We start from the raw sequence: 16587 nt of genomic DNA, 5'->3' as shown, positions 1-16587 counted from the left end.
GGCGAGACCCGGAAATGTCTCCACACATACGACAGCGGCGTCACCGTGTTCAGGTCACGGTGACGCCGCTGCCGGGGGGAAGCACCTGAGCGATTTGTTACGACGGGGGAATCGCGTCAGGCACTGCGGGGGGTGGCCGAGATGGTCCTGATGTCGGAGACCTCCGGCGGCGCGAGCCGGTGGTCCCGCTGGTCCAGGTTCACAAAAATCATTCCGTACCGAATGGCACACCGCACTGGCTGCGGCGCCCCCCGAGGCCGCCGCAGACACCGGTACGCCCGCACGTCACCGTCCTCGTCCAACGTGACGACGACCGGCTCGCCGAAGACGGTCACCATCAGGGAGTCACCGGAGTGGGGGATCGCGGTGACCAGGTCGATGAAGTGCCAGCCGGAGCGGTAGGCGGTGGCCATTTCTCGGCGGAAGGAGCGGTCGTCGGGTGGCGTCGTCATGTCAGGACCACGCACTGTCGTCAGTGAGAGCTTCTCCGGCCGGGGAGGCGGTCACCGCTTCCACTGACCAGGCGCTGTCCGCTCGGGCGTCACCCTTCGCCACGGAGAGGCCACTCAGTGTTCCGAAGGCCACAACGGCGGAGAAGGCGGCGACAAGCACCGAGCGAAGCATTCTCTTAGACATAGTCGGCTTCGTCCTCACTTGAAGGTCCCCTCTTCCCCCGTCGGATAAGACGATGGCTCATTCAGGCACGTCATGGCCACACAATCGGTGCATCATGTTCCTGCACGTTCAGGACCCTGGGGGGTGGAGATTTGACAACAAATCAGGCCAAAGCGACACATCCCCATGCAGTTACTGAACTGTGTGAGGAGGGGGCGCGCCTCTACGCGAACGCGCTGCGCACTGGACGTATTGCCCGCGCGGAGGCGGAACCCGTCCCCTGCCTGATGGAGTTCGCCCTCCTGCACCCCGACCCCGACGATGCCAACTGGCTCCTTCCCGTGGCACCCGCGGTCGCCCTCGCGCGGCGACTGAATCCGATCGAGCACGAGATATCCGAGCGGAGGCGGACGTCGATCGAACTGGCCGCGGCCTTCGAGCCCTTCATGGCGCTCAGCGCGCAGGGCGCGGCGCCGACCCACTCGATCACCGTGCTGGAGGGACTCGACCGCATCAACGCCGCCCTCGACCTGGCCACGGACCAGTGCCTGATCGAGATGCTCACGGTCCAGCCGAGCGCCCGGCACCCCGAACGTCGGCTCATCGAGGCACTGGGACGCGACCGGACCCTCATCGAGCGGGGCGTGCGGATCCGCACCCTCTACCAGCACACGGCGCGGTACAGCCCCGAGCGCCTGGCGTACGTGGACCAGTTCCCGAACGGGAAGGCCGAGTACCGCACCATCGACGAACTCGTCGAACGGCTCATCATCTGCGACGAGACCGTGGCCTTCATCCCCATCCGGGACGACCGCCAGGTCGCCCTGGAGATCCGGCACCCGGGTCTCGTCCGTTACCTGATCAAGGTGTTCGAGTTCATCTGGGGCCGCGCGGTGCCACTCACGGCCGGCGCACCCTACGAGACCGCCCCCGATGGCATCACCGACATCCAGCACTCCATAGCCAAGCTGCTTGTCGAAGGCCACGTCGACGAGGCCATCGCCCGCCGTCTGGGCATGAACGTCCGCACCTGCCGTGCCCACATCGCCAAACTGGCCCTGGCCCTGGGAAGCGGGAGCCGCGCTCAACTCGGCTACTTGATAGCCCAGTCGGGGATCCTGGAACAGGACCAGAACGGAATCGCGAATGAGGCCGGCCCGTGACGGGGGAGGCGCGTGACGCGAGGGGGGAGCGCCCGATCGAGCCGCACCTCGACCACGGTCCGGAGGAACTCTGTGCGGCGGGGACTGACCTCTACACACAAGCCCTGCGTGAAGGCCGGGTGCCCGCCCGGGAGGCCCTGGCGGTGCCCTGCCTGACCGACTACGGACTGCTGCAACCGACGGTGGGTGACCTCGACTGGCTCGAACCGGTCGCCCCTGCTGTCGCCCTGCACCGGATGCTGGACTCCTCGGCACAGCGTGTGGCCGCGGAGCGGCGGCGAGAAGCCCGGCTGGCCGCGACGTTCGAACCTCTCATGCTGGTCGACGGCCGCCGCACGGCCGGAGGGGACGCCGGGGCCGTTCGGGTCCTCAACGGAGTCCCGCAGATCAACCAGGCCATCAGCGAGGTCATGTCCGACGCGACGAGCGAGCTGCTGTGCATACAGCCCAACGCCCACTACGGTGACCGGCGCGGGGAAGTGGCCCAGACCCTGTCCCTGCGCCGGGACCAGGACATGCTCGACCGAGGCGCCCGCATCCGCACGCTCTACCAGCACACACAGCGCCATCTGCCGATGGTCAGGGCCCGCTATGAGCAGCTGCGCGGAGACGCCGAGGCACGCTCCCTGGACGAGGTGACGGACCGGCTCATCGTCGTCGACCGCAAGATCGCCTTCATCCCCGCCGACGGAGAAGCCACGCTGGCCCTGGAGGTCCGCCACCCCGCCCTCATCTCGTACTTCGTGACCACCTTCGAGCGCCTGTGGCGACTCGCCACGCCCATGCATCCCGAGACTGCTCAACGCCCGTCTCTGGGCGGCATCACGCCCCGCCAACGCACCATCGCGTCCCTCCTCGTCGAAGGCCACACCGACGCCGACATCGCCGAGCGGCTCGGCATGAACGTCCGTACCGCCCGTGTCCACATCGCCAAGCTCGCCGCCACCCTCGGCAGCGAGAGCCGGGCTCAGCTCGGGTATCTCATCGGGCAGTCGGGGATTCTTGACCGGGAAGGATGACGGGGGCGGGGACGCCCTGTGAGGTGGCGTCCAGGCCCGCCTGGGCTATGCGGACGCCCAGCTGGGTGCGGCTGGCCGCGCCCAGGGTCTCCGAGAGGCGGGCGATGTGCGCGCGGGCCGTGCGGACGCTTATGCCCAGGCGCTCCGCGATCACCGCGTCCTGGTGGCCCTCGGCCAGCAGCGCCGCGATGGACTGCTCGCGGTGCGAGATGCCCTCGATGCCGGTGTCGGGGAGGGCGGCGGAGAGCGGGATCGCGAGGCGCCAGAGGCGTTCGAAGACCGTGACGAGGTAGGCGACGATCGCGGGGTGGCGCAGTTCCAGGGCCATGGTGCGGTCGGTGTTGGCCGGGATGAAGGCGACCGTGCGGTCGAAGAGGATAAGACGGTCGATGACCTCGTCCAGGGTGCGGGCCTCCACCGCGTCGCCCATCAATTCCAGGTAGTTGAGCAGGCCCTGCCCGTGCCGGGCGACGTGCGTGTACAGGTCCCGCGTCCGCACCCCGCGCCCGCGCAACGCCAGCGCCCGGTGCAGCCCCTCCGACAGCTCCGCCTCACGCCGGATGCCGCCGGGCTGCACGGTCAGGACCTCCGTCGTGCACGCCTGCGTCGCCTCGTCCATCGCGGTCTGGATACGGGCCAGCCCGTCGAGGACCCGGATCGCCGAACTCTCCGCCCCGGCCGAGGAGTGGATGAGCCGGCCGAGCCCCGCGTACCACTCGAAGGCCTCCACCGCCGAGCCCACCCGCCGCTGACTCGCGCTGACCTCGTCGTGGACCCCGCGCAGCAGCCGCGTCATGACCTCCTGCGGCGAGGTCGGCACCAGCCAGTCCATGTCGTCGGGGTCGGGGTGCAGCAGGGCCAGTTCCAGGAGGCAGGGGACCGGTCCGGCGTCCTGGCGCGGCACCCGGCCGCGCCGTACGGCCCGGGAGTACACACGGTCCCCGGCCGCGCACAGCCGGTCGGCACCGTGCGGATGCTCCTGAGCCCCGTGCCCGGCCATCGCCCATCCCACCCCCGGTTCCGGCTCCTCCGCAGCGCAACTATGCGCGGCCGGGACCGGCTCCGCAACACGGCTCCACCGGGGGAGCGGGACGGAAAGTACCGGTTGCGGAGGGTATGACCGGGGCGTGGAACCAGGCCCGTACCGCGACTACTTCTTCAGCCCGATCTCCGCGCACGCGTCCGCGTACTTCGCCGTGCAGATGTCGCTGACCTTGTAGAAGCCCTCCGCGATCACCGTCTCGTCGATGTTGCCCTGGGTGAGGGCGACGACGGGGACGAGCTGGGCGGGGATGCCCTTGTGGGTGGGGCTGTCGACCTTGTCGCGGGCCAGCGCGTCGAACTGGATGTCCCGGCCCTGGACCCGCGCCACGGCCATCTCCGCGGCGTTCTCGGCCTCCTGCGGGTAGGACTTGTAGACGCTCATGTACTGCTCGCCGGTGACGATCCGCTGCACCGCGGAGAGTTCCGCGTCCTGGCCGGTGATCGGCGGCAGGTCGGTGACGCCCGCGTCCTCCAGGGCCTTGATGATGCCGCCCGCCATGCCGTCGTTGGCGGAGTAGACGCCGGCGATGTTGTTCTCGCCGATCTTCTCGATCGCCTCGGTCATGTTCGCCTCGGCGTTCTCCGGCTTCCAGTCCTTGGTGTCGAAGGACTGGGCGATCGTCACCTTGCCGTTCAGCTCGGCCATCGCACCGGCCTTGAACTGCTTGGCGTTCGGGTCGGTGGGCGAGCCGTTCATCATGACGATCTTGTCGGAGCTGTCCGCGCCGTCGCCGAGCGCGTCGATCAGGGAGCGGCCCTGGACCTCGCCGACCAGCTCGTTGTCGAAGGAGATGTAGGCGTCGATCGGGCCCTCGGCCAGCCGGTCGTAGGCGATGACCGGGATGCCCGCGTCCTTGGCCTTCTGCACGCTGGTCCCGATGGACTGCGCGTCGACCGCGTCCAGCACGATCACGTCGACCTTGTCGTCGATCATTTGCTGCATCTGCTCGGTCTGCTTCGCCCCGCTCGCCTCGGCGTTGGCGTACTTGACGTTGCCCGCGTCGTTCGTCAGCTCGCCGACCTTGGCCTTGAAGAAGGGGTAGTCGAACTGCTCGTAGCGCGTGTTCGCCTTCTCCGGCAGCAGCAGCCCCACGGTGATGTCGTTGCCCTTGGTCGGGCTCGCCTCGTCGCTGCTCTCCGTCGCGCCGAGCACGCCGCAGCCGGCCAGCACGAGGGACATCGAGGTGGCGGCCATGGTGATGGCGATACGGCGCATGTAAGGGCTCACTTCGGGGTGCGATTCGGGACGTGGGTACAGCAGTGCGACCCATGTGACTGAAAAGCCAACGCTTCACCCACCATCGGCGTCAAGGGAAACCACTTAACGAGATGGGCACAGTACGTTCCACTCGTCGGCGAAAGTTCTGCGAACAGTGTGCGGAGATCTTCCGGGAGCGCTCTCACGCCCTGATCACACATGCGTACACAACGCGCGGGCGACCATGGACGTCTGACGTACGAATCCTGTTACGTACCGACCACCCGTCAGCCACCGCACGGCGAAGGAAGACCTCATGACCCATGTCACGGAGGACCCGCGCTTCGGCGCCCTGACCGCCCGGCTGGACACCGGCCTCGGGGAGGTCACCGTCGAGGGCGACGCGCTGCCCCGCGTCGAGCTGTACCGCGCGGAGGGCACGGAGACCGACGAGCACATCCCCGTCGGCACCCGGGACGGCAGCCGGCCCACGCTGACCGTCGACGGCGAGGAGGCCGTGATCACCCCGGACTTCTCGGGTGACGGCAAGGGTCGCGGCCACGTGCGGGCCGAGTGGCGCGAGGACGCCGAGTGCGAGGCCCTGGAAGCGTCCCTCGGCTACGCGCCGGCCACCGCGTACGGCACCGGCGCCCAGTCGATGTGGCTGCTGGCCGTCGACGCGGCCGGCGACCTGCCTCCCGGCTGACGCCGACGCCGGCGTCAGTCCGACTGCTGCCGCTTCGGCCGCCACACCACCAGGGCACTGGTCTGCTGTACCTCCTGGTACGGGACCAGGTCACGGCGGTACGACGCGTGCACCGCCGCCTCGCGCTGGCGCATCGCCGTCGCCGCCCCGTCGAGGGCGTCGGCCATCTCCGCCACGCGGGCCTGGAGCGCGGCGACCTGGTTCTCCAGTTCGATGATGCGCTTGATTCCGGCCAGGTTGATGCCCTCGTCCTGCGACAGCTGCTGCACCGTGCGGAGCAGCTCGATGTCGCGGGCCGAGTAGCGCCGGCCGCGCCCGGCCGTGCGGTCCGGGGAGACCAGGCCGAGGCGGTCGTACTGGCGCAGGGTCTGCGGGTGCAGACCGGAGAGCTGGGCCGCCACCGAGATGACGTAGACCGGGGTCTCCTCGGTCAGTTCATACGGGTTGCGTCGACGACCGTCCATCCCCATCAAGCTCCCTTCGCGGCCTGGAACAACTCCGCCCGCGGATCCTCGTCCGCGGTCGCCTCGCGATACGCCTCCAGTGCGTCACGAGCCTTCCCCGTCAGGTCCTTCGGAACACTCACCTCGACGGTGACCAGAAGGTCGCCCCGGCTGCCGTCCTTGCGGACCGCGCCCTTGCCGCGGGCCCGCATGGTGCGCCCGTTGGGCGTGCCCGGGGGAAGCTTCAGCGTGACGGGCGGACCGCCCAGGGTCGGTACCCGGACCTCGCCGCCGAGAGCCGCCTCGGCGTAGGTGACCGGGACGGTGACCGTGAGGTTGTCGCCCCTGCGGCCGAAGACGGAGTGGTCCTTGACGTGCACGACCACGTACAGGTCGCCCGCCGGTCCGCCCCGCTCGCCCGGCGTGCCCTTGCCGCGCAGCCGGATGCGCTGCCCGTCCGACACCCCGGCCGGGATGCGGACCTGCATCGTCCGCGAGGACTTGGCGCGTCCGGAGCCCTTGCAGACGTCGCAGGGGTCCTCGGCGATCAGGCCGCGGCCCTTGCAGTCCGGGCACGGGTCGGTGAGCGAGAAGCCGCCGCCCGAGCCCCGCGCGACCTGGCCGGTGCCGACGCAGGTCGGGCACACGCGCGGTGTGCCGTTCTTGTCGCCGGTCCCCGAACAGGCCTTGCAGGGCGCCTGCGAGGACATCCGCAGCGGGACCGTGGCGCCCTCGATGGCCTCCGTGAAGCTCAGCGTGACCTCGGACTCGATGTCCTGGCCGCGCCTCGGCTGGGTCCGCGTGCCGGTGCCGGGACCGCCACCGGTGCGGTTGAACAGGCCGCCGAAGACGTCCCCGAGTCCGCCGCCGAAGCCGCCGGCGCCGCCCGCCTGGCCCCCGCCCTGGGCGCCGCCTCCGAAGAGGTCGCCCAGGTCGAAGTTGAAGGTGCCGCCGCCCGCGCCCGGCCCGGGGCGGAAACCGCCGTTACCGAAGAGGGCGCGGGCCTCGTCGTACTCCTTGCGCTTCTTGGGGTCACCGAGGATGTCGTTGGCCTCGGAGATCTCCTTGAAGCGCTCCTCCGCCCTGACATTCCCCTTGTTGGCGTCCGGGTGGTACTCGCGGGCGAGCTTCCGGTACGCCTTCTTGATCTCGGCCTCGGTGGCGTCCTTGGGGACGCCGAGGACCTTGTAGTAGTCCTTCTCGATGAAGTCCTTGGTGCTCATCCCCGACGTCCCTCCTTCCCGCTTCCGCTACTGACGTCAGCCCTCCTCCGGGCCACCGCTCTCCTTGTTCTCCGCGGAGTCGGGGCCGTCCTTGGCCTCGGTGCTCTCCTCGGCCGGCTTGACCGTCTGGGCGCCGGGCTGCGGCTCGGCGACGGCCACCCGCGCGGGGCGGATGGTGCGCTCGCCGATCCGGTACCCGGGCTGCAGGATCGCCACGCACGTCGTCTCGGTGACGTCCGGTGCGTAGGAGTGCATCAGGGCCTCGTGGATCGTCGGGTCGAAGGGCTCGCCCTCCTTGCCGAACTGCTGGAGGCCCATCTTGGCGATGACCGTCTCCAGCGACTCCGCGACGGACTTGAAGCCACCGACCAGCTCCCCGTGTTCCCGGGCGCGGCCGATGTCGTCCAGCATCGGGAGCAGCTCGGTCAGGAGGTTCGCGACGGCGACCTCCTTGACCGCGACGCGGTCCCGCTCCACGCGGCGGCGGTAGTTCTGGTACTCGGCCTGGAGCCGCTGGAGGTCCGCCGTGCGCTCGCTGAGCGCGGTGCGCACCTGGTCCAGCTGGGCCACCAGGCCCGCGTTCTCGCTCGCGTCCCCGGCCGGGGCCGCGCCCTCCTCCGAAGAGGGGGCGGCGGCCTTCGGCTCGGCGTCGTCAGGGCTGGCGCCGGAGGGGACGTCGGGCTTCTCGTCGAAGCCCGGAGTCTCCTCCGTCACGCGGCACCGTCCTTGCGCTCGTCGTCCACGATCTCGGCGTCGACGACGTCGTCGTCGGCCTTGTCGCCGTCACCGGCGGTGGCACCGGCGCCCGGGGCCTCGCCGCCGGCGGCCTGCGCACCCTGGGCGTCGGCGTACATGGCCTGGCCCAGCTTCTGCGAGACGGCGGCGACCTTCTCCGTGGCGGTACGGATCTCGGAGGTGTCCTCGCCCTTGAGCTTCTCCTTCAGCTCGGCGACGGACTCCTCGACCTCGGTCTTGACCTCGCCCGGGACCTTGTCCTCGTTGTCCTTGAGGAACTTCTCGGTCTGGTAGACGAGCTGCTCGCCCTGGTTGCGGGACTCGGCGGCCTCGCGGCGGGCGTGGTCCTCCTCCGCGTACTTCTCGGCCTCCTGGCGCATCCGGTCGACCTCGTCCTTCGGCAGCGAGGAGCCGCCGGTGACGGTCATCTTCTGCTCCTTGCCCGTGCCCAGGTCCTTCGCGGTCACGTGCATGATGCCGTTGGCGTCGATGTCGAAGGCGACCTCGATCTGCGGGACGCCGCGGGGCGCCGGCGGCAGACCGGTCAGCTCGAACATCCCGAGCTTCTTGTTGTACGCCGCGATCTCGCGCTCGCCCTGGTAGACCTGGATCTGCACGGAGGGCTGGTTGTCCTCGGCGGTGGTGAAGATCTCCGAACGCTTGGTCGGGATCGTCGTGTTCCGCTCGATCAGCTTGGTCATGATGCCGCCCTTGGTCTCGATACCGAGGGACAGCGGGGTGACGTCGAGGAGCAGGACGTCCTTGACCTCGCCCTTGAGGACACCGGCCTGCAGGGCGGCGCCGATGGCGACGACCTCGTCCGGGTTGACGCCCTTGTTGGCGTCCTTGCCGCCGGTCAGCTCCTTGACCAGCTCGGCGACCGCGGGCATACGGGTCGAGCCACCGACGAGAACGACGTGGTCGATCTCGGACAGCTGGATGCCCGCGTCCTTGATGACGTTGTGGAACGGCGTCTTGCAGCGCTCCAGGAGGTCGGTCGTCAGCTGCTGGAACTGGGCCCGGGTGAGCTTCTCGTCCAGGTGCAGCGGGCCCTCGGCGGACGCGGTGATGTAGGGCAGGTTGATCGAGGTCTCGGTGGACGAGGACAGCTCGATCTTGGCCTTCTCGGCGGCCTCGCGGAGGCGCTGGAGGGCCATCTTGTCCTTGGACAGGTCCACGCCGTGGCCGGACTGGAACTGCTTCACCAGGTAGTCGACGACGCGCTGGTCCCAGTCGTCACCACCGAGGTGGTTGTCACCGTTGGTGGCCTTCACCTCGACGACGCCGTCGCCGATCTCCAGCAGCGAGACGTCGAAGGTGCCGCCACCGAGGTCGAAGACGAGGATGATCTGCTCGTCCTTGTCGAGGCCGTACGCCAGCGCGGCGGCCGTCGGCTCGTTGACGATCCGCAGGACGTTCAGGCCCGCGATCTCACCGGCCTCCTTGGTGGACTGGCGCTCGGCGTCGTTGAAGTACGCCGGGACGGTGATGACCGCGTCGGTCACCTTCTCGCCCAGGTAGGACTCGGCGTCCCGCTTCAGCTTCTGCAGCACGAAGGCGCTGATCTGCTGCGGGTTGAAGTCCTTGCCGTCCAGGTTGATCTTCCAGTCGGTGCCCATGTGGCGCTTGACCGACCGGATGGTCCTGTCGACGTTCGTGACCGCCTGGCGCTTGGCCACCTCGCCGACCAGCACCTCGCCGTTCTTGGCGAAGGCGACGACGGACGGCGTGGTCCTGGCGCCTTCGGCGTTGGCAATGACGGTGGGCTCGCCGCCCTCCAGAACGCTGACGACGGAATTAGTCGTGCCCAGGTCGATGCCGACCGCACGTGCCATGGTGAATAACCTCCAGCTGACTTGAGTGGAACAGGCTCAAGTGTGCATGACGGCTTTCGTGCGGTCAACAGAGGTGAGTCGAGCCGACTCAACTCTTATCCGTTCCTTACACGCAATGGAGCGCTGACCTGCGCTTCTTCGGTGCGTCTGGCCTGACGGACCGGGAACATCGCCCCTCGGGAGGATGCACCCCTAGGGGGTCCGACCGCCTCGGGAGGCACCTGGGACTCCGTGCGCGGCCGCCGCACCCGCGCCTGCGGCCGACCGGGCGCCAGTCCCCGCGCCTGCGGCCGGCCGTTCGCCTGCCCCTGCTGCGCCCCTGCCGCCCCTGCCCCGTGCCGCGGCCCGTACACCCGCACCCGCAGCAGTCCCGCCAGCGCGGCGACCGCACCGCCCGCCACCCACCACACCGCCGTCCCGTCCAGCCGGCCGGTGTGCACGAGCACGCCCACGAGCACCGCGCCGCACGAGGCACCGCCGACGACCACTGCGGCGCCCTGCGGAGTGAGCCCGAGCCGGCGCAGCCGGTGGGCGAGATGGTCGGGCCCGCCCCGCAGCGGGGGCCGCCCGGCCAGCCGGCGTGAGAGCAGGACGAGTACGACGTCCAGGCAGGCCGGCACGGTCAGCGCGAACAGCACCGCCGCACCGCTCGCGGGCGCGTGCCCCACGCGGGTGAACACGGCGGCCCCGGCCAGCAGGAACCCCGCGAAGAGCGCCCCGCACGCACCGACCGCGATCCGCGCGGGATGCCAGTTGTGCAGCAGCAGCCCGGTCAGCGCGGCGGCCAGCGCGAGCAGCGCCACCGCCAGCCCGTCCCGCAGCTCCGCCGCGGCGCAGGCGGCGACCCCGAAGGCGGTCACGACCCCCACCGTGCCGGCCACCCCGTCGGCGTGGTCGAGCCCTCGGAAGGCGGTGGCGACCAGTGTGATCCATCCCACGGCGAGCGCCCCGGCCACCGGCCCCGTCTCGCCGTACGGCACCACGCACGCCGCCGCGACGGCCGTACCGGCGACCACCCAGCGCCGGCGCAGCCGCCAGACGTCGGTGGCGAGGCCGAGGGCGCCGACGGCGGACGCGCCCAGGAGCAGCCGGCCGGCCGCGGAGCCGAGCGGCACGACGCCGGTCCAGTCCCCGGCCCACGCGACCAGCGCGGTGACGAGGGTGACGGCCACCCCACCGGAGAGCGGGACCGGCCGATGCCGGCGCCGGTCGACGAGGGCGAGGGAGAGGGCGGGTGCGCGCAGCAGCGCGGCGAGGAGGGCGGCGAGGAGGAAGGAGGCGGTGGCGGCGGCGATCCCGTAGAGCACGGAGATAAGCTATGCCGAATATCACGTTTTGCTATGAATTGCGCGGCTGCTACGGCGTGGCGCCGGGCGGGCGGGCGGCTCGGCGACCAGCCCCGGCGAGCAGCCCGGCGACCGGGCCGGCGACCGGGCCGGCGACCGGGCCGGCGACCGGGCCGGCGGTCAGGGTTGCCTCAGCGACGCAGATCACCGCACGTCCGACTACAGTGCGGCGGAGGATCGGGGTAGTCTCGGACGGACTGAATAAGTTACCGCTTAGTAATATCGATCCCCTCGCAACCTCGCAGGCCCGAGGAGCCCCCAAATGCAACTCGCCGCGATCATCGTGTCGCTGGTCCTGATCGTGGTCGGCGTGGCACTGTTCGGCCGCGCCGTCCTGCAGATCCTCACCTACATGCGGCTGGGTCAGCCGGTGCCGGCCGGCACGCGGACCGACGATCCCGCAGCGCGCACCGTCACCGTGGCCCGGGAGTTCCTCGGCCACACCCGGATGAACCGCTGGGGCATCGTCGGTGTGGCGCACTGGTTCGTGGCGGTGGGCTTCTTCTCCCTGCTGCTGACGATCGTCAACGCGGTCGGGCAGCTCTTCGAGGCGGACTGGATCCTGCCGGTCATCGGCGACTGGGCGCCGTACAACGTCTTCGTCGAGTTCATCGGCACCATGACGGTGCTCGGCATCCTCGTCCTGATCGTGATCCGCCAGCTGAGCAGGCCGGACAAGCCGGGCCGCAAGTCCCGCTTCGCCGGCTCCAACTTCGGGCAGGCGTACTTCGTCGAGGCCGTCATCCTCATCGTCGGCGTCTGCATCTTCATGCTGCACGCGCTGGAGGGCGCCCTCCACCACGTCGCCGGCTACGAGGCGTCGTTCTTCATCTCGTACCCGGTCGTCTCCGCGCTCGGGGACCTGGACGTCTCCACCCTCCAGAACCTCGTCTACCTCTTCGCCGGCCTGAAGATCGCGACTTCGTTCATCTGGATGATCACCGTCGCCCTGAAGACCGACATGGGCGTCGCCTGGCACCGCTTCCTGGCCTTCCCGAACATCTGGTTCAAGCGCGACGCGAAGGGCGGCACCGCGCTGGGCGCCCTGCTGCCGATGACGTCGGGCGGCAAGGCGATCGACTTCACCGACCCCGGCGACGACGACGTCTTCGGCGTCTCCCAGGTCGAGCAGTTCTCCTGGAAGGGCCTGCTGGACTTCTCCACCTGCACCGAGTGCGGCCGCTGCCAGTCGCAGTGCCCCGCCTGGAACACCGGCAAGCCGCTCTCCCCCAAGCTCCTGATCATGTCCCTGCGCGACCACGCGCACGCCAAGGCCCCCTACCTGCTGGCCGGCGGCGGCAAGACCATGGAGGGCGAGGAGAAGGCGTCCGAGGAGCAGCTGGCGGGCGTCCCCGCGGCGGCCCTCGCCGAGGCCGAGCGCCCGCTGATCGGCACGCTGGAGGAGAACGGCGTCATCGACCCGGACGTCCTGTGGTCCTGCACCACCTGCGGCGCCTGCGTCGAGCAGTGCCCGGTGGACATCGAGCACGTCGACCACATCGTCGACATGCGCCGCTACCAGGTCATGATCGAATCCGCGTTCCCGTCCGAGGCGGGCACGATGCTCAAGAACCTGGAGAAGAAGGGCAACCCCTGGGGCCTGGCCAAGAAGCAGCGCCTGGAGTGGCTCAAGGAGCTCGACTTCGAGGTCCCGGTCGTCGGCAAGGACATCGAGGACCTCACCGAGGTCGAGTACCTCTACTGGGTCGGCTGCGCCGGCGCCCTGGAGGACCGCGCCAAGAAGACCACCAAGGCCTTCGCCGAGCTGCTGCACATCGCGGGCGTGAAGTTCGCGATCATGGGCGGCGACGAGAAGTGCACCGGTGACTCGGCACGGCGCCTGGGCAACGAGCCGTTGTTCCAGGAGCTGGGCATGGAGAACGTCATGTCCCTCAACGCCGCCTTCGGCGAGGAGATGGACGACGACGGCAAGGTCACCGAAGAGTCGAAGAAGCCCAAGTCGGCCAAGAAGATCGTCGCCACCTGCCCGCACTGCCTCAACACCCTGGGCAACGAGTACCCGCAGCTCGGCGGCGACTACGAGGTCATCCACCACACCCAGCTGCTCCAGCACCTCGTCGACGAGGGCAAGCTGCTCCCGGTCACGCCGGTCGAGGGCATCATCACGTACCACGACCCGTGCTACCTGGGCCGCCACAACAAGATCTACACGCCGCCGCGCGAGATCATCGCCGCCGTCCCGGGCGTCCGCAACGAGGAGATGCACCGCCACAAGGAGCGCGGCTTCTGCTGCGGCGCCGGCGGCGCGCGGATGTGGATGGAGGAGCGGATCGGCAAGCGCATCAACAACGAGCGCGTCGACGAGGCCCTGTCCCTCAACCCGGACATCGTCTCCACCGCCTGCCCGTTCTGCCTCGTCATGCTGACCGACTCGGTCAACGGCAAGAAGAACGATGGCAAGGCCAAGGAGTCCATCCAGGTCGTGGACGTCGCCCAGCTCCTGCTGGACTCCGTGAAGCCCCCGGCCGACCCGGCGGGCGAGCCGGAGGCGGAGAGCGAGCCGACGCCGGAGCCGGTGAAGTAGCCGCCCGGCAGTCCCTTCCGCCGACACCCCCTGGTCCCGTCCGGACCGGGGGGTGTCGCCGTTCACCGGCGGTGTCGCCGTTCCCCGGGGGTGTCGCCATGCACCGGGGTGTCGCCGTTCGTCGAACGCGTGCATCATTACTCGGTCGTTGTGAGTGACACGGATTCAGACGGACGGGGTGAATGGTGCGCGTGCGAAGAAGCACCCAGGTCGGCACGGCGGCCGTCGGCTGCATGCTGCTGCTCGGCGCCTGCGGCCAAGGCGGCCCGGCGCCCGCCACCAAGGACGCCGAACCCACCCCCGTACGAGCGGCCCAGGCCCCCGCCGCGCTGCCCGTCCCGCGCGGCGACGGCAGTGAGGTCCCCGACGACTTCAACGGCGACGGCCACCGCGACCTCGTCCTCGACGACCTGGTCAAGGCGCAGAGCCACGCCGACGACGCGGGAATCGGCATCGTCTACGGCTCGTCCCGTGGACTGGTCCCGGGCGCACGGCAGTTGCTCACCCCGGCGAAGTACGCCGCACCCACGGACGGACAGACACCGGCCGTCTTCGAGGTGGAGGCGACCTGCGACCTCGACGGCGACGGCTTCACCGACCTGGTGGTCACCACCGACCCGCCCTACGACGGCCAGGGCCGCCCCCCGGTCCCGCTCCAGCTCCTCTTCGGCTCCCCGACCGGACCGGCGGCCCGCGCGGTCCCGCTGAACGTCCCCGACAAGGCCCGCTTCGGCAACGACTGGCCCGAGCGTCCGGTCTGCGGCGACTTCGACGGCGACGGCGCCGAGGACCTGGTCGTGCACGCCTCGGCCGGTCACCTCAGCTATCTGCGGGGCCCCTTCACGCGCAAGGGCGCCCCGCGGAAGGCCGGCGCGCCCGTCCTCTCCCCCGGCGAGGTGCCGACCGGCCCCGCCGCCGACGTGAACCGCGACGGGTACGACGACCTGGTCGTCCGCGCCTCCGCGGGCCCCGGCGCCGCGTCCCTCGTCCTCGGCGGCCCCGCCGGCCCCACCCGCACCGGCGTCACCCTCCCCGCGGGCACCGACGTCGCCCTCGGCTCCTTCGGGCGGGGCAAGGCGCTGGACGCGGCGGTGGGCGGCCCGGACGGCACGGCCCTGCGCTTCGACCTGCCCGCCCCCCGGCGGGGCACCCTCGACACCCCCGGCACCCAGCTCGACGCCGCCGACTTCGACGGCGACGGTCTGATGGAGCTGGTCACCGGCGACTCCGGCGTACGCGTCCTCCCGGGCGGTGGGACGGGCCCGACGACGCGGGGCGCGGTCACGGTGAAGCCCGCCGCCGAGGGGACGACGCGGGTGCTGACCGCGGGCGACTTCGACGGCGACGGAAAGGCGGACCTGGTCGTGCGGACGTACCAGGGCGACACGAAGGACACGGTCGAGGTCCACCGGGGCGCGGCGAAGGGGCTGGTGACGACGGAGGCCGCGGTCACCTTCTCGACCTCGCAGTTCCTGACCCCCTAGGGGCCGGGCGGACGGGCCCCCTGGTCAGGGCGTCGGCCCTCCCCTGCCCCCCTCGGGGACACCCGTACGGGATGTCACAGCTCGGCGGCAAAGGGTCCCCCGAATGGCCGGGCCCCGCACGTCACTCTCCGGGACCAGGTACGTTCGAAGGCGTGGCTGGATTCAGGATCGGACGCGGCCGGGACAACGGCGCTCCAAACGCGCGACCGCAACGCCCACCGTACGGACAGCAGGCGCCCCAGGGACCGCCGTACGGCGGCCAGGCGGCGCCTCGGCAACCGTACCCGCAGCAGCCGTACGGGGGTGGCGGACCCGGGCCGGGCGGCTCGCCGTGGCCCCAGGCACACGGCGGCGGCCACGGCGAGCCGGAGTACTTCGGCGACGGCGGCCACCACCCGGGCCCGCACGGTGGCCAGGCCCCGTACGACCCGTACGCGGCCAACAACCCGGGCCACACCCAGGCGTTCTCGGTCGACGACCCCTACAACCAGGGCGACACCTACCGCGCCGGCTCCGCCTCGGCGCCCGGCCCGGCCGGCCCGCGCCTGCACTGGAAGGACCTGCTGAGGGGCGTCGTCCTCGCCCCCAACCAGACCTTCCTCCAGATGCGGGACTACGCGATGTGGGCCCCGGCGCTCATCGTGACGTTCCTCTACGGTCTGCTGGCGGTCTTCGGCTTCGACGGCGCCCGCGAGGAGGCGATCAACGCCACCCTCTCCAACGCGATTCCGATCGTCCTGACCACGGCGGTGGCGCTGGTGCTGAGCGCCTTCGTCCTGGGCGTGGTCACCCACACCCTGGCCCGCCAGCTCGGCGGCGACGGCGCGTGGCAGCCCACGGTCGGCCTCTCCATGCTGATCATGTCCCTCACGGACGCCCCCCGCCTGGTAGTCGCGATGTTCGTCGGCGGCGACGCGCCCTTCGTCCAGATCCTCGGCTGGGCCACCTGGATCGCGGCCGGCGCCCTCCTGACCCTGATGGTCACCCGCTCCCACGACCTGCCCTGGCCGAAGGCGCTGGGCGCGTCGGCGATCCAGCTGATCGCACTGCTGTCGATCGTGAAGCTGGGCACGTTCTAGTCGCTCCGCCCATGGGTAGGGGGCCCCCCCCGGTTTGGGGGGGGCGGCACCGCCGCCCCCGCCCCACCGCGCCCGGGCGGAGGGGGGCCACCCGCCCCGCCGCCGCCCCCGCGAGCCCCGGCGGGGGGCCCCCCCACCCCCCCCCCCCCCCC

The 16587-nt window shown here is 70.7% G+C and carries 14 protein-coding genes; 6 read left to right on the top strand and 8 right to left on the bottom strand.

Annotation, left to right across the window (positions count from 1 at the left end; translation table 11 throughout):
- Positions 1-116: 116 nt before the first annotated feature.
- The gene (locus ACFWR9_RS19250) at positions 117-452 is read right to left on the bottom strand and encodes a hypothetical protein (RefSeq protein WP_383843371.1); all 336 of its coding nucleotides are present in this window, start codon (positions 450-452) and stop codon (positions 117-119) included.
- Positions 453-767: 315 nt separating this feature from the next.
- On the opposite strand from ACFWR9_RS19250, the gene ACFWR9_RS19245 reads away from it, so the two are divergent.
- Positions 768-1778, top strand: coding sequence for a helix-turn-helix transcriptional regulator (locus tag ACFWR9_RS19245; RefSeq protein WP_383843368.1), 1011 nt, complete (start codon positions 768-770; stop codon positions 1776-1778).
- Positions 1775-2797, top strand: a complete 1023-nt coding sequence (locus tag ACFWR9_RS19240) for a LuxR C-terminal-related transcriptional regulator (protein WP_383843365.1) — start codon at positions 1775-1777, stop codon at positions 2795-2797. The genes ACFWR9_RS19245 and ACFWR9_RS19240 overlap by 4 nt, the downstream gene beginning before the upstream one ends.
- On the opposite strand, the gene ACFWR9_RS19235 is transcribed toward ACFWR9_RS19240, so the two are convergent.
- Both ACFWR9_RS19235 and ACFWR9_RS19230 read right to left on the bottom strand, forming a co-directional pair.
- The gene (locus ACFWR9_RS19235) at positions 2760-3797 is read right to left on the bottom strand and encodes a LuxR C-terminal-related transcriptional regulator (RefSeq protein ID WP_383843362.1); all 1038 of its coding nucleotides are present in this window, start codon (positions 3795-3797) and stop codon (positions 2760-2762) included. The two genes, ACFWR9_RS19240 and ACFWR9_RS19235, sit on opposite strands and share 38 nt — an antisense overlap.
- Positions 3798-3947: 150 nt before the next feature.
- Complete coding sequence (locus ACFWR9_RS19230; protein ID WP_383843563.1) at positions 3948-5036, bottom strand: substrate-binding domain-containing protein; 1089 nt, start codon at positions 5034-5036, stop codon at positions 3948-3950.
- Positions 5037-5355: 319 nt separating this feature from the next.
- On the opposite strand from ACFWR9_RS19230, the gene ACFWR9_RS19225 reads away from it, so the two are divergent.
- Positions 5356-5745: a hypothetical protein gene (locus ACFWR9_RS19225; RefSeq protein WP_383843360.1), complete on the top strand. Its 390-nt coding sequence runs from the start codon at positions 5356-5358 to the stop codon at positions 5743-5745.
- 14 nt (positions 5746-5759) lie between these two features.
- On the opposite strand, the gene ACFWR9_RS19220 is transcribed toward ACFWR9_RS19225, so the two are convergent.
- The 5 genes from ACFWR9_RS19220 to ACFWR9_RS19200 form a co-directional block, all read right to left on the bottom strand.
- Complete coding sequence (locus tag ACFWR9_RS19220) at positions 5760-6209, bottom strand: heat shock protein transcriptional repressor HspR (protein ID WP_376355004.1); 450 nt, start codon at positions 6207-6209, stop codon at positions 5760-5762.
- Positions 6210-6214: 5 nt separating this feature from the next.
- Entirely contained in the window at positions 6215-7411 is a 1197-nt protein-coding gene (dnaJ, locus tag ACFWR9_RS19215; protein ID WP_383843357.1) for a molecular chaperone DnaJ, read from the bottom strand.
- A 36-nt stretch (positions 7412-7447) separates the two neighbouring features.
- Positions 7448-8125, bottom strand: coding sequence for a nucleotide exchange factor GrpE (gene grpE / locus ACFWR9_RS19210; protein WP_383843354.1), 678 nt, complete (start codon positions 8123-8125; stop codon positions 7448-7450).
- Complete coding sequence (gene dnaK, locus ACFWR9_RS19205; protein WP_383843352.1) at positions 8122-9981, bottom strand: molecular chaperone DnaK; 1860 nt, start codon at positions 9979-9981, stop codon at positions 8122-8124. Before dnaK ends, grpE begins: the two co-directional genes overlap by 4 nt.
- Before the next feature lie 95 nt (positions 9982-10076).
- The gene (locus tag ACFWR9_RS19200; RefSeq protein ID WP_383843561.1) at positions 10077-11294 is read right to left on the bottom strand and encodes an MraY family glycosyltransferase; all 1218 of its coding nucleotides are present in this window, start codon (positions 11292-11294) and stop codon (positions 10077-10079) included.
- A 295-nt stretch (positions 11295-11589) separates the two neighbouring features.
- On the opposite strand from ACFWR9_RS19200, the gene ACFWR9_RS19195 reads away from it, so the two are divergent.
- From ACFWR9_RS19195 to ACFWR9_RS19185, 3 genes are all read left to right on the top strand, one after another.
- Positions 11590-13872, top strand: coding sequence for a (Fe-S)-binding protein (locus ACFWR9_RS19195; RefSeq protein WP_383843349.1), 2283 nt, complete (start codon positions 11590-11592; stop codon positions 13870-13872).
- Positions 13873-14054: 182 nt separating this feature from the next.
- Positions 14055-15356 carry an FG-GAP repeat domain-containing protein gene (locus ACFWR9_RS19190; RefSeq protein WP_383843347.1) on the top strand — a complete coding sequence of 434 codons (1302 nt, stop codon included), beginning with the start codon at positions 14055-14057 and terminating at the stop codon, positions 15354-15356.
- A gap of 71 nt (positions 15357-15427) precedes the next feature.
- Complete coding sequence (locus tag ACFWR9_RS19185; RefSeq protein ID WP_383843344.1) at positions 15428-16435, top strand: YIP1 family protein; 1008 nt, start codon at positions 15428-15430, stop codon at positions 16433-16435.
- The last annotated feature ends 152 nt before the right edge of the window (positions 16436-16587 follow it).

The organism is Streptomyces sp. NPDC058534 (assembly GCF_042717365.1).
GTDB lineage: Bacteria > Actinomycetota > Actinomycetes > Streptomycetales > Streptomycetaceae > Streptomyces.
This window is presented reverse-complemented; position numbering and strand designations above follow the sequence as displayed.

What these genes read in the sequence shown, in the direction of transcription:
- dnaJ (WP_383843357.1), bottom strand. Translation starts at nt 7,411, where the DNA reads ATGAGCACCAAGGACTTCATCGAGAAGGACTACTACAAGGTCCTCGGC.
- ACFWR9_RS19230 (WP_383843563.1), bottom strand. Translation starts at nt 5,036, where the DNA reads ATGGCCGCCACCTCGATGTCCCTCGTGCTGGCCGGCTGCGGCGTGCTC.
- ACFWR9_RS19185 (WP_383843344.1), top strand. Translation starts at nt 15,428, where the DNA reads ATGTCACAGCTCGGCGGCAAAGGGTCCCCCGAATGGCCGGGCCCCGCA.
- dnaK (WP_383843352.1), bottom strand. Translation starts at nt 9,981, where the DNA reads ATGGCACGTGCGGTCGGCATCGACCTGGGCACGACTAATTCCGTCGTC.
- ACFWR9_RS19235 (WP_383843362.1), bottom strand. Translation starts at nt 3,797, where the DNA reads ATGGCCGGGCACGGGGCTCAGGAGCATCCGCACGGTGCCGACCGGCTG.
- ACFWR9_RS19250 (WP_383843371.1), bottom strand. Translation starts at nt 452, where the DNA reads ATGACGACGCCACCCGACGACCGCTCCTTCCGCCGAGAAATGGCCACC.
- ACFWR9_RS19190 (WP_383843347.1), top strand. Translation starts at nt 14,055, where the DNA reads ATGGTGCGCGTGCGAAGAAGCACCCAGGTCGGCACGGCGGCCGTCGGC.
- ACFWR9_RS19220 (WP_376355004.1), bottom strand. Translation starts at nt 6,209, where the DNA reads ATGGACGGTCGTCGACGCAACCCGTATGAACTGACCGAGGAGACCCCG.
- ACFWR9_RS19225 (WP_383843360.1), top strand. Translation starts at nt 5,356, where the DNA reads ATGACCCATGTCACGGAGGACCCGCGCTTCGGCGCCCTGACCGCCCGG.
- ACFWR9_RS19195 (WP_383843349.1), top strand. Translation starts at nt 11,590, where the DNA reads ATGCAACTCGCCGCGATCATCGTGTCGCTGGTCCTGATCGTGGTCGGC.